The sequence below is a fragment of the Thermoflexus sp. genome (assembly GCF_042408815.1).
Lineage (GTDB): Bacteria > Chloroflexota > Anaerolineae > Thermoflexales > Thermoflexaceae > Thermoflexus.
On the sequence record NZ_JBHOQR010000014.1, the window covers coordinates 76,876 to 102,280 of the forward strand.

The 25,405-nt window shown below is 64.7% G+C and carries 23 protein-coding genes; 8 read left to right on the plus strand and 15 right to left on the minus strand.

Annotation, left to right across the window (positions count from 1 at the left end; translation table 11 throughout):
• The first annotated feature begins 25 nt into the window (after positions 1 to 25).
• The 8 genes from murJ (at position 26) to ACFMO3_RS04985 (ending at position 7,417) form a co-directional block, all read left to right on the plus strand.
• On the plus strand, positions 26 to 1,549 hold the full coding sequence (gene murJ / locus ACFMO3_RS04950) for a murein biosynthesis integral membrane protein MurJ (RefSeq protein ID WP_376789327.1): 1,524 nt from the start codon (positions 26 to 28) through the stop codon (positions 1,547 to 1,549).
• Between the two features lie 300 nt (positions 1,550 to 1,849).
• A complete protein-coding gene (locus ACFMO3_RS04955) occupies positions 1,850 to 2,932 on the plus strand; it encodes an inositol-3-phosphate synthase (RefSeq protein ID WP_376789328.1) in 1,083 nt (360 codons plus the stop codon).
• On the plus strand, positions 2,922 to 3,806 hold the full coding sequence (locus ACFMO3_RS04960) for a lysophospholipid acyltransferase family protein (protein WP_376789401.1): 885 nt from the start codon (positions 2,922 to 2,924) through the stop codon (positions 3,804 to 3,806). Before ACFMO3_RS04955 ends, ACFMO3_RS04960 begins: the two co-directional genes overlap by 11 nt.
• A gap of 89 nt (positions 3,807 to 3,895) precedes the next feature.
• Entirely contained in the window at positions 3,896 to 5,050 is a 1,155-nt protein-coding gene (locus ACFMO3_RS04965) for a glycosyltransferase family 4 protein (RefSeq protein WP_376789329.1), read from the plus strand.
• Positions 5,051 to 5,131: 81 nt separating this feature from the next.
• Positions 5,132 to 5,566 (plus strand): KTSC domain-containing protein, encoded by a 435-nt coding sequence (locus tag ACFMO3_RS04970; RefSeq protein ID WP_376789330.1) that lies wholly within the window; start codon positions 5,132 to 5,134, stop codon positions 5,564 to 5,566.
• 324 nt (positions 5,567 to 5,890) lie between these two features.
• Positions 5,891 to 6,958, plus strand: coding sequence for a low-specificity L-threonine aldolase (gene ltaE / locus ACFMO3_RS04975; protein WP_376789331.1), 1,068 nt, complete (start codon positions 5,891 to 5,893; stop codon positions 6,956 to 6,958).
• Positions 6,959 to 7,005: 47 nt separating this feature from the next.
• On the plus strand, positions 7,006 to 7,209 hold the full coding sequence (locus tag ACFMO3_RS04980) for a hypothetical protein (RefSeq protein ID WP_376789332.1): 204 nt from the start codon (positions 7,006 to 7,008) through the stop codon (positions 7,207 to 7,209).
• 7 nt (positions 7,210 to 7,216) lie between these two features.
• Positions 7,217 to 7,417, plus strand: a complete 201-nt coding sequence (locus ACFMO3_RS04985; protein WP_376789402.1) for a CorA family divalent cation transporter — start codon at positions 7,217 to 7,219, stop codon at positions 7,415 to 7,417.
• A gap of 156 nt (positions 7,418 to 7,573) precedes the next feature.
• Here ACFMO3_RS04985 and trpA read toward each other — a convergent pair whose 3' ends face one another.
• The 15 genes from trpA to nuoG all read right to left on the minus strand — a co-directional run bounded on the left by trpA (position 7,574) and on the right by nuoG (position 25,316).
• On the minus strand, positions 7,574 to 8,410 hold the full coding sequence (gene trpA, locus ACFMO3_RS04990; protein ID WP_376789333.1) for a tryptophan synthase subunit alpha: 837 nt from the start codon (positions 8,408 to 8,410) through the stop codon (positions 7,574 to 7,576).
• Positions 8,411 to 8,434: 24 nt separating this feature from the next.
• On the minus strand, positions 8,435 to 9,691 hold the full coding sequence (gene trpB / locus ACFMO3_RS04995; protein WP_376789334.1) for a tryptophan synthase subunit beta: 1,257 nt from the start codon (positions 9,689 to 9,691) through the stop codon (positions 8,435 to 8,437).
• 52 nt (positions 9,692 to 9,743) lie between these two features.
• Entirely contained in the window at positions 9,744 to 10,424 is a 681-nt protein-coding gene (locus tag ACFMO3_RS05000) for an N-(5'-phosphoribosyl)anthranilate isomerase (protein ID WP_376789335.1), read from the minus strand.
• Complete coding sequence (gene trpC / locus ACFMO3_RS05005; RefSeq protein WP_376789336.1) at positions 10,412 to 11,293, minus strand: indole-3-glycerol phosphate synthase TrpC; 882 nt, start codon at positions 11,291 to 11,293, stop codon at positions 10,412 to 10,414. Before trpC ends, ACFMO3_RS05000 begins: the two co-directional genes overlap by 13 nt.
• Position 11,294: 1 nt before the next feature.
• Entirely contained in the window at positions 11,295 to 12,320 is a 1,026-nt protein-coding gene (gene trpD, locus ACFMO3_RS05010; protein ID WP_376789337.1) for an anthranilate phosphoribosyltransferase, read from the minus strand.
• Between the two features lie 78 nt (positions 12,321 to 12,398).
• Positions 12,399 to 13,028, minus strand: coding sequence for an anthranilate synthase component II (locus ACFMO3_RS05015; RefSeq protein ID WP_376789338.1), 630 nt, complete (start codon positions 13,026 to 13,028; stop codon positions 12,399 to 12,401).
• Between the two features lie 31 nt (positions 13,029 to 13,059).
• Positions 13,060 to 14,562 carry an anthranilate synthase component I gene (trpE, locus tag ACFMO3_RS05020; protein ID WP_376789339.1) on the minus strand — a complete coding sequence of 501 codons (1,503 nt, stop codon included), beginning with the start codon at positions 14,560 to 14,562 and terminating at the stop codon, positions 13,060 to 13,062.
• Positions 14,563 to 15,183: 621 nt separating this feature from the next.
• A complete protein-coding gene (locus ACFMO3_RS05025) occupies positions 15,184 to 16,596 on the minus strand; it encodes an NADH-quinone oxidoreductase subunit N (RefSeq protein ID WP_376789340.1) in 1,413 nt (470 codons plus the stop codon).
• Positions 16,597 to 16,666: 70 nt separating this feature from the next.
• Positions 16,667 to 18,190 carry a NuoM family protein gene (locus ACFMO3_RS05030; RefSeq protein ID WP_376789341.1) on the minus strand — a complete coding sequence of 508 codons (1,524 nt, stop codon included), beginning with the start codon at positions 18,188 to 18,190 and terminating at the stop codon, positions 16,667 to 16,669.
• A gap of 13 nt (positions 18,191 to 18,203) precedes the next feature.
• Positions 18,204 to 20,129: an NADH-quinone oxidoreductase subunit L gene (nuoL, locus tag ACFMO3_RS05035; protein ID WP_376789342.1), complete on the minus strand. Its 1,926-nt coding sequence runs from the start codon at positions 20,127 to 20,129 to the stop codon at positions 18,204 to 18,206.
• Between the two features lie 102 nt (positions 20,130 to 20,231).
• Positions 20,232 to 20,534, minus strand: coding sequence for an NADH-quinone oxidoreductase subunit NuoK (nuoK, locus tag ACFMO3_RS05040; protein ID WP_376789403.1), 303 nt, complete (start codon positions 20,532 to 20,534; stop codon positions 20,232 to 20,234).
• Entirely contained in the window at positions 20,534 to 21,046 is a 513-nt protein-coding gene (locus ACFMO3_RS05045) for an NADH-quinone oxidoreductase subunit J (protein ID WP_376789343.1), read from the minus strand. Before ACFMO3_RS05045 ends, nuoK begins: the two co-directional genes overlap by 1 nt.
• A gap of 39 nt (positions 21,047 to 21,085) precedes the next feature.
• Positions 21,086 to 21,610 carry an NADH-quinone oxidoreductase subunit NuoI gene (nuoI, locus tag ACFMO3_RS05050; RefSeq protein WP_376789344.1) on the minus strand — a complete coding sequence of 175 codons (525 nt, stop codon included), beginning with the start codon at positions 21,608 to 21,610 and terminating at the stop codon, positions 21,086 to 21,088.
• 138 nt (positions 21,611 to 21,748) lie between these two features.
• Positions 21,749 to 22,747 (minus strand): NADH-quinone oxidoreductase subunit NuoH, encoded by a 999-nt coding sequence (gene nuoH, locus ACFMO3_RS05055; protein ID WP_376789345.1) that lies wholly within the window; start codon positions 22,745 to 22,747, stop codon positions 21,749 to 21,751.
• Positions 22,728 to 25,316 carry an NADH-quinone oxidoreductase subunit NuoG gene (nuoG, locus tag ACFMO3_RS05060; RefSeq protein WP_376789346.1) on the minus strand — a complete coding sequence of 863 codons (2,589 nt, stop codon included), beginning with the start codon at positions 25,314 to 25,316 and terminating at the stop codon, positions 22,728 to 22,730. Before nuoG ends, nuoH begins: the two co-directional genes overlap by 20 nt.
• Positions 25,317 to 25,405: the final 89 nt, after the last annotated feature.

Consider the following 25,405-nt stretch of genomic DNA (forward strand, 5'->3'; position numbering starts at 1 on the left):
GCCGCAAGCCGGGGGAAAGGCATCGGTGAGCCCGCTTCGCACGATCGCCCAAGCCGCCACCTTGTTGATGGCCGCGTATCTGGTCAACGGCCTGCTCGGCCTGCTTCGCCAGATCCTGATCTACGGGACTTTCGGCACCAGTCCGGAGCTGGATGCGTATTGGGCTGCTTTTCGGATCCCTGACCTGTTGTTCACATTAATGGCCGGGGGCGCGCTCATCTCCGCCTTCCTGCCGGTCTTCGCCACGCATCTGGCTCGAGGGGAGGAAACACCCGCCTGGCGGCTCGCCAGCGCGGTTGTGACCACGGTGGCCCTCGGGGTGGGAGGATCCTCCATACTGGCCAGCCTGGCCGCTCCCTGGCTGGTGAAGCTTCTTCTGGCCCCCCAGGTTCCCCTCCTCCAGCAACAGCTCACTGCTTCCCTGATGCGGATTATGCTGATTACACCCACCGTGTTTGGCATCAGCGGGATCGTGATGGGAATCCTCCAGGCCCATCAGCGGTTCCTCTGGACCGCCCTTGCCCCCATTATGTATAACCTGGGGATCATTACGGGAGTCCTGTTTCTGGCGCCCCGGGGAGGCGTGCACGGACTGGCCTGGGGGGTTGTCCTGGGAGCTTTTTTTCACCTCCTCATCCAGGCGCCAGGCTGGTGGCAGGTTCATGGACGCTACCATCCTCGCCTGGGATGGCGCGACCCGGATGTCCGGGAGGTGATCACCCTGATGATCCCCCGGATGCTGGGCCTGGCCGCGGTGCAGGTCAACTTCCTGGTCAACACCCATCTGGTCTCCGGCCTAGGCCCTGGATATCTGGCGGCTCTGAATCTCGCCTGGCAGCTCATGTTGCAACCTCAGATCGTGCTGGCGCAGGCGATGGCCACCGCCGCCTTCCCCACCCTTTCCACGCTGGCCGCCCGGGAAGAGCGCGGAGCGCTACGCCGGACCCTGGGGGAGACCCTCGCGGTCCTGCTGGGGATCACCTTCCCGATCGCCGCGGGGATGATCCTGCTGCGCCGGCCCCTGATTGCGGTCCTCTTCCAGCGGGGGGCCTTCAGCGGGACCTCCACGGAATGGACCGCCCAGGCCCTCCAGTTTTATGCGATGGGTCTGCCGGCCCACGCCGGTGTGGAGTTGCTGGCCCGGGCATTCTATGCACTCCATGACACCCGGACTCCGGTAGGGGTGGGGGTGGGCACGATGGCGCTGAACATCGTCCTTAGCCTGGCCTGGATCGGACCCCTGGGTCACGGCGGGGTCGCCCTCGCCAACACGGTGGCGACCACCTTGGAAGGGATCCTCCTGCTGGGGTTGCTGGCCCGACGCTTAGAGGGACTGGACGCCGCGCAGTGGGGGCGGACGGTGGGGCGGGCTGGCGTGGCCACGCTGGCTATGAGCCTGGCCCTGGGGCCGATGGTGCCGTGGGCGACCGATCACGGGTGGCCCGGGCTGTTGCTGGCCGTTCTGCTCGGCGCCGGGATCTATGGACTGGCCCTTCAATGTGTAGGCGTCTCCTGGATCCGCTGGGCGATCCGCAGGATCCGACCTTAACCATCCGCGCCGCCGATGCTCGCATTCCAGTCGATGAGATCAGGTTCATCCTCCCTCTGGATCCCCATAGCCTGAAGGGCCGCAGGGAGAGGGGGCAAAAGCCCCGCCAGGGATCAGGATGACCGGCGACCCGCGGAACGGGGCAGGCCACCATATAATGAAGCAAAGCCCGAACCACCCAGGGGATAAGCCAGGCTGGCGCCATCGGGCATGGAGGGCAAGGAGGGATCGGCATCCCCCCTCCTGCGATCTGCGAGGTCCCGGAGGGAAAGAAAAACCATTCGAACAGGAGGTTCAACCGTGGCCGATCGTAAAGTTCGTGTCGCCATCATCGGCGTGGGGAACTGCGCTTCCGCCCTGGTGCAGGGGGTATGGTATTACCGCGATGTGCCCGACGACACCGTGGTCCCTGGCCTGATGCACATACGGCTGGGCCCCTATCACGTGCGGGACATCGAGTTCACGGCCGCCTTTGATATCGACGTAAACAAGGTCGGCAAGGACCTGGCCGAGGCCATCTTCACCCCGCCCAACAACACCCTGAAGTTCGCCGACGTCCCGAAGCTGGGGGTGAAAGTTTACCGAGGCATGACCCATGATGGGATCGGCCGTTATCTCTCAGGCATCATCCGCAAGGCCCCCGGCCCTACGGACAACATCGTGCGGATCCTGAGAGATACGGGCACTGATGTGGTGGTGAATTTCCTCCCTGTGGGCAGCGAAGAGGCCACCAAATGGTATGTGGAACAGGTACTGGATGCCGGCTGCGCCTTCGTGAACGGGATCCCGGTCTTCATCGCCCGCGAGCCCTACTGGCAGCACCGGTTCGAGGAGGCCGGCCTCCCCGTCATCGGGGACGATGTGAAATCCCAGGTGGGCGCCACTATCCTGCACCGGGTGCTCATGCAGTTATTCATTGAGCGGGGCGTGAAGGTCGAGCGGACCTATCAGCTGAACTTCGGGGGGAACACCGATTTCCTGAACATGCTTGAGCGGGAGCGCCTGGAATCCAAGAAGATCTCCAAGACCAGCGCGGTGACCAGCCTGATCCCTTACGAGCTGCCGCCGGAGAACATCCACATCGGCCCCAGCGACTACGTGCCCTGGCTCCAGGACCGCAAATGGTGCTACATTCGAATCGAGGGGACCACTTTCGGCGGTGCGCCGATCCATCTGGAGGCGAAGCTGGAGGTGTGGGATAGCCCGAATTCGGCCGGGGTGGTGATCGATGCGGTGCGCTGTGCGAAGATCGCCCTGGACCGGGGGCTGAAGGGCGCCCTGATCGGCCCCTCTGCCTACTTTATGAAGTCACCGCCCCGACAATTCCCGGATCACATCGCGCGGCAAATGGTGGAGGATTTCATTGCCGGACGTGGGGTCTGAAGCCCTCGCCTGGATCGTTTATGGGCTTTTCCGGGGTCTCGGGGCGGCGGCCCTGATGCTGCCGCCCCGAACCGCTCATGATCTGGCGCTCCGCCTAGCGGACTTCTGGTATCCCCTCCTTCCCTCCGCCGCCGGGCTGCGAGACAACCTGGCCCATGTCCTGAGGGTTTCGCCGGAGGATCCCACGGCCCACCAGGCGGCCCAGAAGGCCTTCCGGCTGCTCTGGCAAAATTATGTGGACCTCTTTCAAGCCCCTCGCCGCCATCCCTCCCAATGGTTTCCCCACATCCAGATCGAAGGGTGGGAATACCTGGAAGAGATCCAGAAAGCCGGAAAGGGAGCGATCGCTGTCAGCGCCCATTACGGCCACGTGGAATGGGGCCTGCAATTCCTGGGGGCCAGCGGGCTCCCAGCCCTGGCGGTTGCAGAGCCTGTGCGTCCTCCGGCCATGTTCCGGTATCTCTGCCGCCTGCGCAGCGCCCATGGACTCCGACTGATCCCCGCCAATGGAGCGCTGCGGGTAGTATTCCGAACCCTGCAGCAGGGCGGGATCATCGCGCTGGCGATGGATCGGGATACCACAGGGAGCGGTCGGGTGTATTCTTTTTTAGGGGAACCCGCGTGGTTGCCCGACGGATACGCCGAGCTGGCCATCCGCCGGGGAGTTCCGGTGCTCCCCGCCTTCGCCCGGCGGGAGGGAGCGGGTGTTCGCCTACAGATCTGGCCCCCTCTTCACCCAGCCGGGAAGTCCGAGCAGGACCGGGAGAAGCTGGTCGCTCAGGTCCTGGAAATCTTCGCCCAGGTCCTTCAGGAGGTCCCAGACCAATGGGTGCTGACCACGCCGATCTGGGGGATCGCCTCCCGGCGCTCATGAGCAGTGGCGTTCCCATTTCGGGAGAAGGCCAGGGGTCTAACTTCCGAGCCTCAAAACCTTAACGGTGGTTCGGCGAGGGCTTCTCACCGATGCGCATCGCCCTCGTATCCCCTTACGATTTCGCGGTGCCCGGCGGGGTGAACAATCACATCGCCCATCTGGCCCAGAGCCTGCAGCGCCTGGGCCATGAAGCTTATATCATTGCCCCCGCCTCGGACGGGCGAATCAGTGGGGACGGATTCATCAACGCCTCGGCCTCCGTGATTGCTTTTCCTTTCGCCGGCTCCATCGCCCGGATCACCCTCTCCCCACGCCTCTACCGCCGGATCAAAGCGATCCTTCAATCCGGCGCCTACGATGTGCTTCACCTCCACGAACCCCTGACCCCGGCGCTCCCTCTCGCCGTGTTGAGGCACCGAGATCTGGTGCCGCAGGCCATCGCGGTGGGCACTTTCCATGCTTATCGGGAGGTCAGCCGGACCTATTACTACGGGAAGCCGCTGCTGCGACGGTTTTTCAAACGGCTGGATGGATGCATCGCTGTCTCCGAGGCCGCCCGGCAATACCATATGCGCTACTTCCCAGCGGACTATGTGGTGATCCCGAATGGGATTGATTATGCGCGCTTTGCAGATCCGGCGCTCCGCCCCCCGGAACCATTCGCGGACGGCCGTCCGACCATCCTCTTCGTAGGTCGGCTGGAGCGGCGCAAGGGGCTGCGGTATCTCCTGGAGGCCTTCGCCCGGGTGCAGGCCCGATGCCCGGAGGCCCGCCTGCTGGTGGTGGGCGCCTTCGGACGGGCGGAGAAGGCCCCTTACGTCGCCCAGGCCTGGGCCCTGCGTCTGCGCAACGTCCGCTTCATCGGCTATATCCCCGATGAGGAGCTGCCCCGTTATTATCGGGCGGCCACGGTGTTCTGCGCGCCCTCCATCGGCATGGAGAGCTTCGGCATCGTGCTCCTGGAGGCAATGGCTGCCGGCGTCCCGGTTGTGGCCACCGATATCCCGGGCTACAACGAGGTGGTCGAAAACGGCGTCCAGGGCTTCTTAGTTCCCCCGGAGGATCCGGATGCGCTGGCGAATGCCCTCTTACAGGTGCTGCGGGATCCCGCCCTTCGCGCATCGATGGGGGAAGCGGGCCGCCGTCGGGCCCAACAGTATGACTGGAATGAGATCGCCCGCCGGGTGGTGGATTTTTACCAAGAAGTGCAGGAGAAGGTGCGACGCGGGGCCAGGGGTGTGTGAGCGCTTTCAAGAAAAACGGCCAAGCCAGCCCTCGAAAGGGACCAACCGTAGAGCTCATCCGTGAAAAGGCAGGAGGGTTTGATGGCCACCTGGGGATGGGTGGAATACGATCCGGAAACCGATGCCCTGCACTTGTGCTGGAAGGGAATGCCTGAGGGATCCATCCGAATGGAGATCCGGGGGGAGGAAGGGAGGCTCACGATCGCCCCACTGCGGAAATGGCGTCCGATTCTGGAGGCCCTGGGGCTCTCCCCGGAGGTGAGGGGTTCTCCCGCGGGATGGATCGGCGTAGATTCCAGTATGATCAGCGCGGTTCGTTACGACGCGGAGCGGGGCATCCTGGAGGTCGCCTTCAACAAAGGCGTGTATCTCTATTTTGGGGTTCCTCAGGAGATTTTCGAGGAGCTCCTACGGGCGGACTCGAAGGGGCGCTATATGCGCCAGCACATCATCGATCGCTATCCATGGATCCGAAAGAGCCGGCTGCGTCTTTCCGCCACCTCTGCTCCCGATTAGCCCCCTTTCCCTGCGAAGGCCCTCCGCCATAAACTGGGAACAGGAGATTGTGCCCGTGGGATAAGCAACTCGAGAGGATCGAGGGCGCGTTCAGGCCACCACTGGAAGATGGCGCGATGCGGGAGATCGAGTTATCCCTGCAGGCCCGATCGGAACCGCCCGCATTCCGCCTGGGACCCTGAAATCATGTGGCAGGTCGAAACGGAGATCCTGGCGCAGGAGTTCAGGGGAGAGGCGCTCAGGAGGTTGGGGGCCGGAGGCCATCTTCGAGGGCTGCCCGGCCCTCCGCATCCAGATGGCATGATCCCTTCCCGGAGTCCTGCGATGCTGAATGGGTGGATCGATTTACGCAGCGATACGGTCACCCATCCCACGCCGGCCATGCGGGAGGCCATGGCCCGGGCGGAGGTGGGAGATGATGTGTTTGAGGAGGATCCCACGGTGCGGCGCCTGGAGGAAGCCGCCGCCGAACGGATGGGGAAGGAGGCCGCTCTCTTGGTGGCCAGCGGCACCATGGCCAATCTGGTGTCCCTTCTCACCCACTGCGGCCGGGGAGATGAGGTGATCGTGGGCGACCAGGCCCATACCTTCCTCTCCGAGGTCGGGGGAATGGCCGCCCTGGGGGGCATTCATCCCCGCCCGATCCCCAACCAACCCGACGGCACCCTGCGGCTGGAAGACATCGAGGCAGCCATCCGGACGGAGGATGTGCATCATCCCCGCACGCGGCTGATCGCCCTGGAGAACACCCACAACCGGTGCATGGGCGCCGCGCTACCGCCGGAATATATGGCCCGGGTCCGCGCCCTGGCCGATTGCCACGGCCTGAAAGTGCACGTGGATGGCGCGCGGATCTTCAACGCCGCCGTCGCCCTGGGCGTCCCAGCGGCGGAACTGGCCCGCCATGCGGACACGGTGACCTTTTGCCTCAGCAAGGGGTTATGCGCCCCTGTGGGCTCCCTGATCTGTGGTCCCCGGGAGTTCATCCGGGAAGCCCGTCGGATCCGCAAAATGGTCGGAGGAGGGATGCGACAGGCCGGCGTGCTGGCCGCCGCCGGGCTGGTGGCCCTGGAAACGATGGTGGATCGGCTGGCCGAGGACCACCAGCGGGCCCGCTGGCTCGCCGAGGGGCTGGCGGAGATCCCCGGAATCCGGCTCGAGGTCCATCGGGTGCAAACCAACATCGTGATCTTCGAGCTGGATCCCCGTCTTCCGCTGGCGGATGAGGCATTCCTGGGCGCGCTGGCGGACCATCGGGTTCAGATCCTGCGGTGGGGTCCTCGGCGCTTCCGGGCGGTGACCCATTACTGGATCGACGACAACGATATCGATCGCGCGCTGCATGCTGTTGCAGAAGTGATCGGCAACGCATCCCGGCGTATATCGGTGTAGCAGCACCCCCATGATGATCGCCTTCCACTGGCTAGGTTCCCCAGCGAATGGATCCGGTGACGCCGGAATCGCTCCGGAGGGCCATCGCGCAGGCCGATGGGTTCCTCTGGCTGGATCTTTGTCCGCCGGAGGAGACCGATCGAGAACGGCTTCGGGAGGCGCTGGAGGAGGCCTTCCGGGACTGGGAGCGGCCAAAGCTGGATGTTTACCCAGATCATTATTTCGTGGTCTTTTCTTCAGGATCTATGTGACCGTTTGGTGCGATGGACGGAGCGTATCGATCTGTACCGGGACATGCTCTCCGGTGCTCTGGAGAGCTATCTCTCCATCCAGTCCAACCGGTTGAACGAGATCGTGAAGGTCCTGACTATCGCCTCGATCATCCTGATGGCGAACGCCCTTATCGCCGGGATCGACGGGATGAACTTCCGGTATATGCCGGAGCTGGAATGGCCATAGGGTATCCGATGGCGCTCCTCATGATGGCCGGAGTCAGCGCGGGGCTGGCCTTCTTTTGCCGGCGGCGGGGATGGCTGGGATTCGAAACAGGGCAGGGGCTGCCGGGCTCTGGACGGGGAGAGGGAAAAGCCCAAGCTCCTCCTGACCTTCCCGGGGTCACGGGAGAAATGCATCTCGAACGGATAGGCCGGAAATCGAGATCGCCTCGCGGAGCGTCCGCACAAACGCTGAGAGGGCTTCCTCATCAAAGCCGGAGGCTTCCCCAAGCTGGAGCAGGGCGCTGCCGATAATCAGGCCATCGGCCTCCGGGGCCAGCGCCCGGACGTGCTCCGGTCGAGAGATCCCGAAGCCCAGGGCAACCGGCACGCCGTTCGCAGCCCGGCGAGCCCGCCGCAGATGAGTGACCACATCGACCGGCAAACGATCCCGCGCCCCCGTGATCCCCGTCACGGAAACCAGGTAGAGGAAGCCCGTGGCGGTCGCCGCGAGCCGGGCCAGCCGCTCATCCGGCGTGGTGGGCGCCGCCAGGGGCACCCAGGCCAGACCCAGCGCGCCGGCCGCGACCTGGAGCTCCTCCGCCTCCTCCAGCGGGAGATCCGGCACGATCAGCCCATGGATTCCTGCCTGAATCGCCTCCGCGAGGAAACGTGGGATCCCCCAAGCCATGACCGGGTTGATATAAGTCATCAAGCACAGGGGCCGTCGGACCCCCATAGCTCGCAGCCGGGCGGCCGCCTCCAAGACGTGGGGGGTGCGCACCCCGCGCTCCAGCGCGCGCTGTGTGGCCCGCTGGATCACCGGGCCATCGGCCAGGGGGTCGGAGAACGGCAGGCCCAGCTCGATGAGATCGGCACCGGCCTCCGCCAGGGCGGCCACGATCTGAATCGAGGCCTCAAGGTCCGGGTAGCCTACCGGCCAGTAAAAGATCAGTGCTGGACGTCCCTGCGCCTGGGCCCGGCAGAACGCTTCCCGCACCGCTTCGATTCCGCTCATGTTCGTCCCTCCCCTTTGCGGGCTTCACCCCGAGCGCTCGGGCTTCCCCATCGCCTCCCCCTCTCCCAGTGTCCTCGCCACCGTCTCCAGGTCCTTATCCCCCCGCCCGGAGAGGTTCACCAGGATCCAGAGGCCCGGCCGTGCCCGGGCGAGGCGCATGGCCTCAGCCACCGCATGGGCGGATTCCAGGGCCGGGAGGATCCCCTCCAGCCGCGCCAGCGCCTGAAAGGCGTCCAGCGCCTCCGCATCGGTGACCGCCGTGTAACGGACCCGATTTCGATCCCGCAACCAGGCATGCTCGGGGCCCACCGCTGGGTAATCCAGGCCGGCGGAGATCGAGTGGGTATCCAAGATCTGCCCCCATGGATCCTGCAACACGTAGGTGCGAGCCCCGTGGAGAACACCTACACGGCCCCGCTCGCCGTCGGCGAAGCGGGCGGCATGGCGGCCCGTGGGGATCCCCTCCCCGCCCGCTTCCACCCCCACCAGCTCCACCGGATCCTCCAGGAAAGCAGCGAAGAGGCCGATGGCGTTGCTCCCCCCGCCCACGCATGCAACCGCCACATCGGGCAGCCGCCCGAACTGATTCAGCATCTGCGCGCGGGCTTCGACGCCGATCACCGATTGAAAGGTGCGGACAATCAGAGGATACGGATGGGGCCCCGTGGCAGAGCCCAATAGATAATGGGTAGTGCGCACGTTGGTCACCCAGTCCCGGATGGCTTCGTTGATGGCATCCTTCAGTGTCCGCGAACCGACATCCACCGGGCGCACCTCCGCGCCGAGCAATTGCATCCGAAACACGTTCGGCCGCTGACGGGCTATATCGGCTGTTCCCATGTAGATCACGCACTCCAGGCCGAGGAGGGCGCAGGCCGTGGCCGTGGCCACTCCGTGCTGGCCTGCTCCGGTCTCCGCCACCACCCGCCGCTTGCCCAGGCGCTTCGCCAGCAAGGCCTGGCCCAGGGCGTTATTGATCTTATGAGCCCCCGTGTGCGCCAGGTCCTCCCGTTTGAGGAAGATCCGCGTGCCTACCGTCTCGCCGAGCCGCCGGGCCTCCGTCAGGGGGGTGGGCCGGCCGACATAGGTGCGCAGAAGGCCTTCAAATTCCCTCTGGAACTCTGGATCCTCCACGGCCTCGCGGAATGCCACCTCCAATTCCTCCAAGGCAGGGATCAGGGTCTCCGGAACATATCGCCCACCGTAAGGCCCGAAATAACCCCGGCGCTCCTGAACAGGGGGAGGAACCCACGGAATCCGCACGCTTGCTGCGACAGCCATCCGCGCTCACCTCCGCGCCGAAATGGAAAATGAAGGGGATCCAGCCCGCGCGTCAACGGCCACCGGGGAACACCTCCTGAAAAGCCTTGCGGGCGCGGGCGACAAAGGCCCACACTTTCTCGGGATCCTTCCGCCCGGGTTCCTGTTCCACGCCGGATGATACATCCACCCCCCACGGACAGACCTGGACAATCGCATCCGCGACATTCTCGGGGGTCAGCCCCCCGCCGAGGAGCAATCGATGGGTCCGCGCCCATGCCGCCGCGACCGCCCAGTCCGCCCGCTGACCGGTTCCCCCATACGCGGTCGGATGCCAGGCGTCCACCCCCAGCGTCGGCCCGTCGGGCAGCTGACTCCGGTAACGCTCCGGATCCGGGAGATCCACCGGGATCCCATCGGAAGACCGGATCCGCAGGCGCAGGACCTTATACGCGCGATCGGCCAGGGCGGCCACGATCTCCGGGGTCTCCTCCCCATGGAGCTGGGCCCAATCCAGACCGATGCGCGCCATCAGCCATCGCACTCGGGAGATCGGTTCGTTGACGAACACCCCCACCAACCGGATATGGGGGGCTTCGCGACGGACGACCGTGGCGATAGCGGCCGCCTGCTCGGGAGAGATGAAACGGGGGCTTTTCGGATACAGCACGAAGCCCAGGGCATCCGCCCCCGCCGCGATGGCCATCTGCGCATCCTCCAGACCGGTGATCCCGCAGATCTTCACGAACCCCATCCCCGGCCTCCTCGGTTCGCAGGACAACGGCTTGCGGAGGAAGGCAAGGGCGCGATTCCTCCTTCGACCAGCCATCGAACACGCCGGGCCACCGCCTCGAAATCGAAACCACTCGGGCTCACGCCCGCCTCCACCAGCGCTTCCCCGATCAGCACGGCATCATAGCCCAGGGCAGCCATCTCCCCCACATCCTCCGGAGACCGCAGTCCGCTCTCCGCAACGGTCCGGACCCCGGAGGGGATCCGGGGGCGCAACCGGGCAGATACGGTTCGATCCACCTGAAGGGTGCGCAGATCGCGATGATTGATCCCGACCACCCGGGCCCCGGCTTTCAGAGCCTGTTCCAGCTCCTCCTCTCGATGGACTTCCACGAGGGCCGTCATTCCCAGGGACGCCGATAGCGCGATCAGATCGATCAGCTGCGCAGGCTCCAGCGCGGCCACGATCAGGAGCACCGCATCCGCCCCAGCTGCCCGGGCTTCATACACGTGATAAGGGTCCAGGGTAAAGTCCTTGCGCAGAATGGGAACTTCAGGGAACGCCCGACGGATCGCCTGCAGGTGGGCCAAGTCCCCCTGGAAGAACCGCGTATCCGTGAGCACCGAGAGGGCCGAAGCCCCAGCCTGGGTGTAAACCCGGGCCAGGGCCACCGGATCAACGGTCGGGGCAATAGGTCCCCGCGAGGGAGAGGCCCGCTTGATCTCCGCGATCAGAGCCGGTCGATCCCCGTGCCGGAGGAGGACCGCGGCGAAATCCCGTGCGGGCGGGGCCGCTTCCGCCTCCGCCCGCACGATCGCCAGCGGTCGCCTTTGCATCCGCTCGGCCAGTTCCTCCCGCTTCCAGGCCAGGATCTTTTCCAGCTCGGACATCTCAATGCTCCGAGGCGAGCCTTCGGGTATATGCGACGTATTCTTCCAGAACCGCCAGAGCCCTTCCGCTCACCAACGCCTGCTCCGCCCGCGCCAGGCCTTCGCGGATATCCTCCACCTGATCCGCGGCCCGCAAGGCGAAGGCAGCGTTGAGCAAGACCGCGATGCGAAGCGGCCCGTTCTCCTGGCCCTGGAACAGAGCCCGCAACCGCTGAGCGTTCTCCTCCGGAGTGGCCCCGCGGAGGGCCTCCAGAGGCGCTCGAGGGATCCCGTAATCCACAGGATCAAAGATCCAGGTGCGGACCTGCCCGTTGGCATATTCTGCCACCCGGGTGGGGCCAGAGGGCGTCACCTCATCGACGTTGCCCACGCCGCAGATCACCAGCGCATGCCGGCTCCCCAAGGCGCCCAGCACCTCCGCCAGGGGCTCCAGCAGGTGAGGATCGAACACGCCCATCACCTGGTAAGGTACCTCCGCCGGATTACACAGCGGCCCCAGGATATTGAAGATGGTTCGGACGCCGATCTCCCGGCGGGGGCCGATAGCATGTTTCATCGCCGGATGAAAGGCGGGGGCGAACAGGAAAGCGAATCCGATTTCCTCCAACGCCCGGGCCGCATGCTGTGGGGTCAGGGTCAGCTCGGCGCCCAGAGCCGCCAGGAGATCCGCGCTGCCGCTGGGGCTGGAGACCGCGCGATTGCCGTGTTTGGCCACCGGCACACCGGCCCCCGCCGTGACAAACGCAGCGGCGGTGGAAAGATTAAAGGTCCGAGCGCCATCTCCCCCTGTGCCACACGTATCGACCGCAAGGCCTTCATAGGGCACCCGCTGCATCGCCCGGCGCATCGCCCGGGCGCATCCGACGATCTCAGGAATGGTTTCCCCCTTCATCCGCAAGGCGATCAGGAACGCGCCGATCTGAGCCGGGGTGGCTTCCCCCGTCATAATCGCTTCCATCGCTGCCTGAGCTTCCTCCGCCGTCAGGTTCTCCTGTTTGACCAGCTTGGCAATCGCCTCCCGGATCATCTTCCACCTCCCCGGCGAACCCGATGTTTGGCGGAACTGCGATCGACATCCGGCCGCTTCTGGGCTTCGTCGGATCGCTCACGGCCCAACCACCACATCATCCCTGCAAGAGACATCGCCGTATCCCCCAATGGCGAGAAAATTCCGTAACAGGCGCAATCCCTCGGGCGTGAGGACGGACTCCGGATGAAACTGCACACCGAATGTGGGATGCGTGCGATGCCGGAGGGCCATGATTTCCCCCTCCGGCGTGCGAGCGGCCACCTCCAGGGCCTCGGGGAGCGGCTCCGCGACCAGCAGGGAATGATAACGGCCGGCTATAAAGGGATTCGGGAGCCCGGCGAAGAGATCCCGCCCATCGTGCAGGATCGGCGAAGCCTTGCCGTGCATCAACCTCCCGGCGCGGACCACCCGTCCGCCGAAGGCGGCGGCGATTGCCTGATGCCCTAAGCAGACCCCTAGGATCGGGACCTGACCGCTCAGGGCGCGGATCACCGGGATCGTCACGCCCGCATCCTCCGGGCGCCCCGGACCCGGTGAGATCACGATCGCAGAAGGGCGCAGCTCGGCCACCTCCTCGACATCCATCGCATCGTTCCGGATCACCCGGAGGGGCATGTCCGCACGCCCGATTTCCAGAAGCAACTGGCCCAGGATCTGAACCAGGTTATAGGTGAACGAGTCATAGTTATCAATGACCAGGAGCATTTCCTCCTCCTTTCCCTGCCGATCCACCTGTTTACAGTTCCTCGACGGAGGATCGCTCCGTCCTCCCGCCCTTTGGCTCATGGGCCTCGTCAACAGCTCGCTGCATGGCCCGCGCCTTGTTTCGGGTTTCCTCCTCCTCCCGTTCGGGGATCGAATCGGCCACGATGCCGGCCCCCGCCTGCACGATCGCCATGTCTCCCTGCACCATCACGGTGCGGATGGTGATGCACCAGTCGGCGTTCCCCCGGGGGTCGAAATACCCCACGCCGCCGGCGTAAGGCCCTCGCGCGGCTCCCTCCAGCTCCGCGATGATCTCCATCGCCCGCACCTTGGGAGCCCCCGAGACGGTTCCCGCAGGGAAGGCGGCGGCCAGGGCATCGAAGGCATCGCAATCGGAGCGCAACCGCCCGCGGACCGTGGACACCAAGTGCATCACGTGGGAATAGCGCTCCACGGCCATGAATGCCTCCACCCGCACCGTTCCGTAAGCGCAGACCCGCCCGAGGTCGTTGCGGCCGAGATCCACCAGCATCACGTGCTCCGCCTGCTCCTTGGGGTCCGCCCGGAGCTCAGCTTCCAGTCGCTGATCTTCCTCCACGGTTCGACCCCGGGGGCGCGTTCCGGCGATCGGGCGGATCGTCGCCTCGCCCTCCTCCACCCGCACGAGCATCTCCGGCGATGCGCCAATCAACGTCAGATCCTCGCCGTTCCGTCCCAGGCCCGGCAGGTGGAGGAAAAACAAGTAGGGGGAAGGGTTTAGACGACGCAACGCCCGGTAGATAGCAAAGGGCGAGACCCCGATCGGCCGGCTCCAGCGCCGGGCCAGGACAATTTGAAAAGCATCTCCCGCAGCGATGTATTCCTTCGCCGCCCGCACCATCGCGCCGAAGCGCTCCGCATCCGTGTGCGCCCGCCAGGAAGCCGCTTCGTTCCCTGGACGAGGGCATGCGGAATCCGGCGGGGGAGGATCCTCCAGGCGCCGCTGAAGTTCTGTTAGGCGATTTTCTGCCTGTCGTTCCTCCCCTGGCTTCGCCAGGCTGAAGAGCGAGAGGGTCTGGGTCACGTGGTCGAAGACCAGCAAGGTCTCCACCTGCATCAAGACGGCGTCCGGGAACGCCAGGTCCATGCGGGGCGCCCGGGGCGCTCGATCGAAGAAGGCGGCCATCTCATACCCCAGGTAACCGGCCAGCCCGCCGATGAAGCGGGGCCATGGTTGTGCATCGCCCTCCGGAGTCATGGCGGCCAGGGCCTCCCTCCAGACAGCGAAGGGATGGAGCCGGCGCAGATCATAGACGCGATCGCCCTGCGGCCCGATCTCCTCCATCCGATCCCCATCCACCCGGTAGATCACCCGAGGCATGAGGCCAATGAACGAATATCGGGCCAGGTAGGCACCGCCCTCCACGCTCTCGAACAAGAAAGATGGCCCCTGCGGACAGAGCACCTGATACAGGCGGATAGGCGTCCACAGATCGGCAGGCATCGTCCAGCGGATCACCCGCACGGAGCCCCTGAAAACGCCTTCTTTTGACATGCGACCCCCCTTGAGAAGGCAAAGCCAATTGATCCGTTCCCTTCCCCTCCACCGGGCCTATAAAAAAAGCGCCCGTCCCTCTGTGAGGGACGGGCGCCGTTGTGGCCCCGTGGTGCCACCCTCATGAGGCAGGTCAGCGCTTTCCTGAATGGAAGGGCTCGATCCCCTCCGCGCGTGAGGCAAGGGGAAAGCCGCTGGCCAGCCTCCCTCGTTCGCGGGGACGGGATGGCTTCCCATCCGATCCCCTCCGCCCCGATAACGGTGGCGACTCCGGCCAGGACTACTGTGGGCAGGGTCCGCCCAGTTCGTCCGGCGACTCCCGGGCCCATTCAGCCTCGGCGTGCGCAGCGGGCTTCCACCTTCCCCCGCCTCTCTGGGCGCCGGCCCGAGGCCTACTCCTCCCGTTCACCGTCTTTCGAAAAGATCAATTTTGCGTATAACTATATGCCTTTCTCTCCACCTTGTCAATAGGGGGGTGTGCCTATGCGGGGCGAGAGGGTGAACAGGCCAGCGCCCCAGGGCCGAATCTGATCATCAGACCCTCCCGGCGTGGGAGTAGGAGTGATCCCGCCCCCTCCAGGCGAATTTTTCCAAGGGGCTCCTTGGCGGCAGCGCGCGTTTTCATAACGAAAGCCTGCCGAGCATCAGCCATAGAATGCCCAGCAGAAGCGTTCCCACCCCGGCGAGGGAAACAGAGAGGCGGACCCAGGGATAGGGCCTCGGAAGGCGCGCCGGCACCTCCGGACCCATCCACATCGCGACCACCACGCGCAGATAGAAATACGCGGAGATCACGGTTGTGACAACGCCCACGATCACCAGGGCGATCCATCCGGCCTGCCAGGCCGCCGCAAACAGCAGGAGCTTGGCGAAGAACCCCGCGGTGGGGGGCACCCCGATGAGGGACAGCATGAAGAGGGCCATTGCGATGCCCATCCCCGGCGACCTCCGGGCGACTCCTGCATAGGCCCGGAAGGATTGATCTTCTCCTTCGGGGCCGACCATTCCCACCGCCACCGCGAAGGCCCCCATAGTTGCCAGGGTGTAAGCCAGGAGATAGAACATCACGCCAGGCACGGCCAGGCCAGGATCTCCCAATAATCCCATGAGCAGATAGCCGGCATGAGCGATGCTGGAGTATGCCATCATCCGCTTGAAGTTCGACTGCATCAGAGCGACCCCGTTGCCCACCAGCATGGTCGCCGCCGCCATCAGGGCCACCGGGCCGCTCCACAGGGCCACGGCAGGACCCAGCCCGAGCAGGAACACTCGGATCAGAGCCGCCACGGCGGCTGTCTTGGTGGCCGCCGCCATGAAACCGGTGACCGGCGTCGGCGCCCCCTCATAGACATCGGGGGTCCAGAGATGGAAGGGAACCGCGGCCACCTTGAATCCCAGGGCCACCAGCAACATGGCGCCGCCGATCCAGACCAGCGGTTGCGCCCCCGGATCCGGACGCTTCCACCATGCCGCCAGGTCGCTCAAATTGGTCAAGCCTGTCCCGGCGAAAATCAACGCGATTCCGAACACCAGGAACGCCGAGGCAAAGGCGCCCAGCAGAAAATACTTCAGGGCCGCCTCCTCGGATTCCAGCTGGGGGCGGGCAAAGCCGGCCAGCACATACAAAGGGAAGGAGAGCCACTCCAGAGCGAGGAACAAGATCAGCAGATCTGTGGCCACAGCCATCAGCAGCATCCCGGCAGCAGCCAGCAGGAGAAACACATAATACTCCCCCCGCTCGATCCCTCGATCTGCCAGATAATGCCGCGAGAGCAGGATGGCAAGCCCGGTACCGATCAGGATGGTCAGGCTCAACCAGAAGGCCATGGGGTCCCAGCGCACCATCCGATAGGGGCCCTCGACCTCCCCACGGCCGGCCAGCGCGGCGACAACCCCCAACGCCAGTGCGGTGATCCCCAACGCCCCCCAGGCCATCCCAGCGGCCGATCCCGGACGCCGGAACGCCTCAACGAGCAACAATCCCAAGGCACCTGCAGCCAAAACCAGCGTCGGCAGCAACGGCCATCCCATCATCCGCCCCTGTTCTCCCGGTTGATTTCTCTCCAGAGGGTGCACCCAATGCGGAAGCGGGATCGTTGAAGGATTAACGCGCGGCAAGCGCTGCCTGAGCGAGAGCCTCCATGCCCTGCCGGATCGAAGCCTGCATCGCGGCGAAGAACGGCATGGGATAAAGGCCGATCAGCAGGATCAGGGCCAGCAACGGCGCCATGATCGCCAGCTCCCGGCTGCTCAGATCCGGCAATCCCCGCCACCGGTCCGGCAACGGGCCATGGAGCACGCGCATCAGCATCGTCAGAATGTAAATCGCCGCCAGCACGACCCCCAGGGCCGCTGCCGCCGTCAACCCGCGGGCAGCCGGGCCCAGCGTTGCGGATCCAAAGGCCCCCAGCAGGATCAGGAACTCCCCCACGAAGCCGTTCAACCCAGGCAATCCCATCGAGGAGAGGCCTACCACCATGAGAATGCCGCCATATACCGGAAGGGCCTTCCACAACCCGCCCAGCTCCCGGAAATCTCGGGTGTGGGTCCGCTCATATAGCATCCCGACCAGCAGGAACAGCCCTCCGGTGCTTAGGCCGTGGTTGACCATCTGGAGAAGCGCCGCCTGCACCCCTAACGGGTTCAGCGCCGAGAGCCCTAGCATGACAAATCCCATATGAGAGACGCTGGAGAAGGCCACCAGGCGCTTGAAATCATCTTGGGCATAAGAAGCTAGCGCTCCATACAGGATCGCCACCACCGCAAGGATAGCCAGAGGAACAGCCAGCTCCCGAGCGGCCACCGGGAACAGCGAGAAGCTGAACCGCAGGAACCCATAAGCCCCCATCTTCAACAGGAGGGCGGCCAGGATCACGGAGCCCGCCGTCGGGGCTTCCACATGGGCATCCGGCAGCCATGAATGGAAAGGCCACATCGGCACCTTGATGGCGAAGGCCAGCCCGAAGGCCAGAAACAACCAGCGCTGGGCGGCCGGGGAGAGCAGCGGGCTCAAATGCGAGGCCATCCATACCGGATCGAAGGTCCCTGTCCCTGTGAGCGGGCGCGAGAGAAGCCACATGGCTACAATCGCCACCAGCATGAACCCAGATCCGGCCATCGTATACAGGAAGAACTTGATCGCCGCATAGATCCGTCGTGGGCCGCCCCAGATCCCGATCAGCAGGGTCATGGGGACCAGGGTGAATTCCCAGAAGATATAAAACAGCAGAAGGTCCAGGGCGAGGAATACCCCCAGCACCCCCGTCTCCAACAACAGCATCAGCGCCATGTATTCCTTCACCCGCTCCTCGATGGCCCACGAGGCCAGCAGGGCAAGGGGGAAGATCAGCGCGGTGAGCAGCACCAGCCACAGGCTGATCCCATCCACCCCCACCCGATAAGCCGCCCCGATGGATGGCGCCCAGTCCCACTGGTGAACGAACTGGGGGCCAGGTTGGGCCGGGTCGAACCTGGATAGAAGCCCCAACCCCAGCGCCAGGACTCCCAGGCTGGTTCCCAGGGCAACCCAGCGGATGGGCCCCACACGCTCCCGGGGAATCCCCATGATCAGAGAGGCCCCCATGAGGGGCAGGAGCAGCATCCACGTCAAGATGGGGAAGCTCGCCATCGGTTCCTGCTCCTTATCGCAACACCCAGAGAATATAGAACACCAGAAGAACAGCGCCGATCAGCACCGAGAGGCCATACTGGCGCACATAGCCGCTGCTCCAGCGGCGCACCCTTCCGGCCGCCGATTGCACCAGGCGGGCCAGACCGTTGACCACCCCATCGATCCCATGCGGCTCCACCACCTCCGCTACCCACCTGGCCACCCTTTCGAAAGAGCGAACGAAGAGGAGATCATAGAGCTCATCGACATAGAGCTTCCGATTCAACGCCGTGAAGAAACCCCGCAGCACAGGGCGCAATGGGTCCTCTACCCCCTCCGGCCATGCCTGGGGCCGGTAAATCGCCCACGCCGCCCCGATCCCGGCCAGGGCGATCAGCGTGCCCCACAGCGCCGGTTCCGGGTGGAAAACGGGAGGATGCTCGGGCTCCAGCCAGGCGCTGAGGGCCCCTAACCCCGGGGCATTGATCCAGCCGGCCACCACGGAGAAGCAAGCGAGAATCGCCAAGGGCACGGTCATCACCGACGGGCTCTCGTGGGCATGAGCGGCCGCATGGCTTCGGGGGGCGCCCGCGAAAACCATCGCCACTTGGCGGGTCATATAGAACGCCGTAAGGAAAGCGGCCGCCAGCAGCAGCCCATAGGCGAACGTCGCCCATCCTCCTATACCCCTCAGGGAGACCAGGATCTCATCCTTGCTCCAGAACCCGGCCAGCGGAGGGAGCCCCGCCAGCGCCGCCGCCCCGATCCCATACGTCCAGAAGGTAAGGGGCATCCGTCGGGCCAATCCTCCCATCCGGCGCATGTCATTGGGGTCAAAGGGCGAGGACACGCCATAATGGCGATGGGCATGCTCCAGGGCGTGGATCACAGAGCCTGCCCCCAGGAAGAGCAGGGCTTTAAAGAAGGCATGCGTGCCCAGATGGAAGATCGCGGCCCCGACGGCTCCAGCTCCGGCGGCCGCCACCATGTAGCCCAGCTGGGAGATCGTGGAGAAGGCCAGCACCCGCTTGATGTCGAACTGGCCGATGGCAATCAGGGCGGCCCACAACGCCGTCACTGCCCCCATCCACGTCACCACCCCCTGGACGACGGGCGCCGCCGCGAAAAGGGGATGGGCCCGGGCGATCAGGTAAACCCCAGCCGTGACCATGGTCGCTGCATGGATCAGCGCGGAGACCGGCGTGGGGCCAGCCATCGCATCAGGCAGCCAGACGTAGAGCGGGATCTGGGCGCTTTTGCCGGTCACCCCCACAAACAGAAGCAGGGCGATGAGCGGGATCATCCCCTTCTCCACCGCCCCGTGTTCCACCGCCTCAAAAATCGGCCCATAGCGGAACGTGCCGAAGGTCCAGAAGAGCAACAACAGGCCCAGGGTGAAGCCGAAATCCCCAATGCGGTTCACAATGAAGGCTTTGCGGCCTGCCCAGGCGTTATAGGGGACCTCGAACCAGAATCCGATCAGGAGATAGGAGCAGAGCCCCACCAGTTCCCAGCCCACAAAAAGAACGAGGAAGCTATCAGCCAGGACCAGGAGGAGCATGGAGGCCAGGAACAAGTTCAGGAACATGAAGAAGCGACGGATATAGGGATCGCCCGCCATGTAGCCGATGGAGTAAACGTGAATCAGCGTCCCCACCAGGGTGACGATCAGCGCCATGGCCGTGGAGAGGGGATCGATCCGCAATCCCACCTCCGCCGTCAGTGGGGGAACGATCGCCCAGTGGTATAGGCGGACTTCCACCAGCCGGGCCTCCGGCGGGTAGGCCAGCAGGGCCGCAAAGATCAGAACCGACATCCCGAAGGACGCGGCCGCGGCCATCGAGGACACCACCCCCACCGTCCGCTCCCGGGTCTGGCCGGTGGAAACCAGGTTGATCAGAAACCCAAGCAGTGGGAAAGCGATGATCAGCCAGGACCACTCGAACAGCGTTTCCATTCCGGGCTCCTCGCAACGGGTTCAACCTCAGAAGGGTCGAACAGGGCACCTCCGGCATCCTGCTTAAACCCACCGGGAAATATCCTCCGGGCTTAGGTCGTTTCAGCCTCGCAAGCTGCTCAGCTCATCCACGTTCGTGGTCTTCTTGGTGCGGAAGATGGTGACCATCAGGGCGAGGCCCACCGCCACTTCAGCAGCGGCCACAGTTAATACAAAGAAGACGACCAGCTGCCCTTCCAGGAGGCCACGGTAGCGGGAAGCAGCCACAAAGGCCAGGCCCGCCGCGTTCAACATCAACTCCACGCACATAAAAACGATCAAGGCATTCCGGCGAGTTAGAAAACCAACGGCACCGATCCCGAAGAGGATGGCGCTAAGGGCCAAATAATGGGTCAGTGGGACCATCATTTCCCCTCCGATCGGGAATCCCGGGCCAGCACCACTACGCCTACCATGGCGATGAGCAGGAGAATCGACGTGATTTCGAAAGGAAGTCCATAGGTCGTTAGCAGCCGCTCTCCAATGGTCGCGGGATCCCCCAGGGGGAAGGGAAGGTTCCCGGCGGGCGTCCGGCTGGCCGACGTCCGCAGAAAAGCGAACAGCGCTCCTCCGACCAGCGCGGCTCCCAGACCCCCCGCCAGCGGGGCCTGCCAGCGGAGGCCGGTCGCCCCCTCCACCCGCTCCGCTCCCAGCATCATGATCACGAACAGAAACAACACCATCACGGCCCCGGCATAAACGGCGATCTGAACCATCGCCACAAAGGGGGCGCCCAACAGAAGATAGAAAACCGCCACCACGGTCAGGTTCAGCACCAGGAACAGGGCACTGTGCACCGCATTCCGGGTGATCACCATCGCCAGGGCCGTGGCGATGGCGATCCCGGCCAGCAGATAAAATACGACCAGCTCGCCCAAGAGAACCTCCGATCTGAAGTTTGCAGGCAGCTTCGGACCCTAAACCGGCTCATTCACCAGCCCCTCCTCCCAGATGGAGCGCGTGCGCAAGGCCGGATCCGTGGTCCGCTGGGGGGTGCCCGGCACGCCCGGCGGGGGCGGCACCAGCAGCTGTGCCTTGGTAACAATAAAGGACTCCCGCGTATAGCCTGCCGGCGGGATCTTATCGGTCAGGACGATCGCATTGGTCGGACAGGCATCCTCACAGTAGCCGCAGAAGATGCAACGCAACAGGTTGATCTCATAGACCTTCGCGTACCGCTCACCTGGGGAGTAACGCTCCTCATCCGTGTTCTCCCCCGCCTCCACGTAAATGGCGTCCGCCGGGCAGGCGGCGGCACACAGAGCGCACCCGATGCAGCGTTCCAGCCCATTGCTGTAGCGACGCAGCTCGTGCACCCCCTTAAAGCGCACCCGCAGGGGCCGCTTCACTTCCGGGTAGGGATACGTCACCGGGCCTCGCCAGTTGGTCCGGATGAACTCCTGAAGGGTCGTCCATAATCCTCGGACCAATTCCATGACCATCGGATCACCTCGCTTGCGGAGCGGGAAGTTTTCGGAAAAAGATCTGCACTGTTCAAACTCCTGCCCGGCCGGTGGAATCGGCGCTCTCCGCGGACCGATTGGCATCCCCCGCGGTGAGTAAGCAGCGGGGGCCTGGTCTCAGGCCGTTAAGGCCATCACCACCGCGGTCCCCATCACATTCGCCAGAGAGAGCGGCAACAGCACCTTCCATCCCAGGGCCATCAGCTGATCATACCGGATCCGGGGGAGCGTGGCCCGGATCCAGATCATCAAAAAGATAAGAAGGGCAACCTTCAGGGTGAAGTAAACCACCCCTAGAGCGGGATACTGGTCCACCAAGGGGCCCAGGTATCCGCCCAGAAAGAAGGTGGTCATCAGGGCGCTGAAGCCGATCATTTTCACGTATTCGGCCATGAAAAAGAGGGCGAACTTCATGCTGCTATATTCTGTCAAATACCCGGCTGTCAGCTCCTGTTCCGCTTCCACCAGATCAAAAGGCGCCCGTTTGATCTCAGCCAGCCCGGTGATGAAGAAGATGATCGCCGCCAACGGCTGGAGGAAGAGCAACCACCCATTGCGCTGTGCTTCCACGATCCCGCTCACCTGGAGGGTTCCCGTGGTCAGCACCACGCTCACGATCGCCAGCCCCATCGCCAGCTCGTAGCTGATCATCTGGGCCGAGGCCCGGATGCCTCCCAGCAGCGCGTATTTGTTGTTCGACGCCCATCCGGCCAGGGTGATCCCATACACGCTGATCGAGGTGATGGCTACAATATAGAGAACCCCCACGTTAACATCCGTCAACTGGAGATGGGTCCGATACCCGAACAGGGTCAGCTCCGGGCCGAAGGGGATCACGGCAAAGATCAGAATCGCCGGAATCAAGGTGATCAGCGGCGCCAGCACGAAGAGGACACGATCAGCGTATGCGGGGATGAAGTCCTCTTTGAAGAACAGCTTCACCGCATCGGCCAGCGGCTGGAGCAATCCGTAAGGGCCCGCCCGGTTCGGCCCGATGCGGGCCTGGAAATCAGCCAACAGCTTGCGCTCCGCCAAGGTGAGATAGGCGAAGCCGGTCAGCAACAGCAGAACCAGGATCGCGCTCTTAATGATCGCCTCAACGAGGAAGGGCACCATCCCCGACCTCCACCCGGAATTCAACCGGAAGGGCCTGCACGGCGCCGGCGCGGGGGGCTAGGCTTGCCGGAAGCAGGATGACCTGGGGCGGAACCGCCGGGTCCACCTCCACCGGCAGACGGAGCATCTGGCGGTTCGCCTGGATCATGACCATCCGGCCCGCCTCCAGCTGCAACCGCCGGGCGGTCTCCGGATGCATGCGCGCCATCCACGGAACCACCCAGCTCCGCAAATCGGGCGTGCGGGCGATGAGCGTCCCCGCGTGATAGAGCCGACGGGTCGGAACCGCCAGCACCACTTCTTCCGAGGGGACCTCCAGGACTTTCCAGAACAGCGGCCATCGGGCCCCAGGGTCCTCCGCTTCCGACGCCCAGACACGGCCCAGCCCAGCCGTGTTCGGCCGAGCTGTTCCACCGAAGTAGAGATCCCGCGCGGTGCCTACCGGCGGCCACTGCGGCCGGGTCCAGGCCAGCGCCCCATAATCCATCCCGGCATAGCGCGGGATCGTCCGCGCGATCTCGTCCATGACCGCTTCGGGGGAGAGATACAGCCATCGCTGACCCAGGCGGAGGGCTAGGGCGACGAAGATCTCCCAGTCCCCTCGGGCCTCGCCAACAGCCGGGATCGCCTTATAGAACCGCTGCACCCGACGGTCCCCACTGGTGAATGTGCCATCCCGCTCCGCCCATGACTGGGCCGGCAACACCACGTCGGCCATCCGGGCGGTTTCCGTGAGGAAGAGATCCTGGACCACCAGGAAACCCGCCCGCGGCATCGCCCGTCCATCCCCCGCCGGATCCGCCCCGACCACGTAAAGGACCGGGACCTCCTCCGGGAGGGGGCGGACGCCGATGAAATCGAGGGCTCCTTGGGTGTTGGCGTGGGGCCAGAGGGGAAGCAAGCCGTTGTTCGGACGGCCCACATGGCCGGTGAGGGCGAGCACGTTCGCTGCCATTCCAACAAACGCCTCGCCATCCATCACTCCTTCCCGGCCGAATATGAAGACCACCTCATGGGCCTCGGCGATCGCCCGGGCGAACGCCTTCAGCGGCTCCACCGGGACCCCCGTCCGATCGCTGATCTCGTCCAACGGGTAATCCGCTACGACCTTCCTCAGGATCTCCAGGCCCTCCAGTCGGGGTAAAGCCTCCGAGGCCACCCAGTTCTCCTCCAGCAACACCCGCAACACCCCGACCAGGACCAGGGCTTCTGTCCCAAAGCGGTATCGGAGGATCGGATTCGCATAGCGTTCGGCCTTCTGGGGCTTGCCTCCTGCCACGATCAGCCGGGCGCCCCGGCGCACGGCCCCCCGGACGCGCAGGAACCAAAGGGGAGCTTCCTCCTCCAGATCGCCCGCCATCACCACGATCAGGCTTCCCGGCCCCATCCGTCCGAAATCCGTGCCGGTCCCGACCCCGTAACGGGCGACCCACTCCCCTCCAAAGACGGGGGGATCCATCGTCACCCATGGGGATCCCAGAGCTTCTTCGAACAATTTGCGAAACAGATAAAGATCCTCGTTGGGAAGACGATCCCCGATCATGCCGGCGGTCCGAGGCCCGGCCTGCCGCATGGCCTCCGCCACGCGATCCAGCGCTTCCTCCCAGGAAGCCGGGACCAGCTGGCCGTCCCGCCGGATCAGGGGTTGCCGAAGGCGATCTTCCGCCGTGGCGAAGTGATGCACAAAGCGCCCCTTATCGCAGATCCAGATCTCGTTGACCTCCTCATGCTGGCGCGGCATCACCCGAAGGATATCCCATCCACCCTTGCGGGCCGAGGGCCGTATGTCCAAGGTGATGTTGCAGCCCACCGGGCAGTGGGGGCAGATGCTGGGGATCGGCGTCATCTCCCAGGGCCGGGCCCGGAATCGGAAATCCGTGGTGGTCAGGGCACCCACCGGGCATATGTCCGTGGTGTTGCCGGAGAAGTAACTGGCGAAGGGTGGATCGGAGAACGTGATGATCTCCATGCCCCGCCCGCGATCGGAGAACCCCAGCACCGGATCATCGGCGATCTCCTCCTGGAAGCGAATACAGCGGCCGCAGAGAATACACCGCTCCCGATCCAGGATAATGAGATCCCCCAAGGGGACCCGCTTCTCCTGGTGCATCTTATCCCAGTAGTCGAAGCGGGATTCGGCGGGGCCGTAGCGCATCGTGAGATTCTGGAGGGGACATTCCCCGCCCTTGTCGCAAATCGGGCAATCCAGAGGATGGCTGGTCAGCAGGAACTCCAGGATCGCCCGCTGGGCCTCCCGAACCTGGAGGGTGTTCGTTCGCACCACCATGCCTTCGGCGACTCGGGTGGTGCAGGCGGTCTGAAGGCGGGGCATCCAGCGCACCACCGGCCGTCCCTCCTCATCCCGGAGGGGCTGCCGGGTGTTCGGATCCACCTGGATCGTCCCCACCTCCACCAGACACATCCGGCACATCCCGGCCGGCTCCAGCTTGGGATGATAGCAGAACACCGGGATATCGATCCCAGCCTGCTTGGCCGCGTCCACCACCAGCGTGCCGGCCGGCACCTCTATGGAGCGATCATCGATCACCATCCGCACCGTTCCGGCCATCCCTCACTCCTCATCATGAGTTCGGGGCGGGGAGCTGCGATGTCGCCGCGCTCTAACCACTCCCCTCCGCCCCCCCATAGACATCCGGC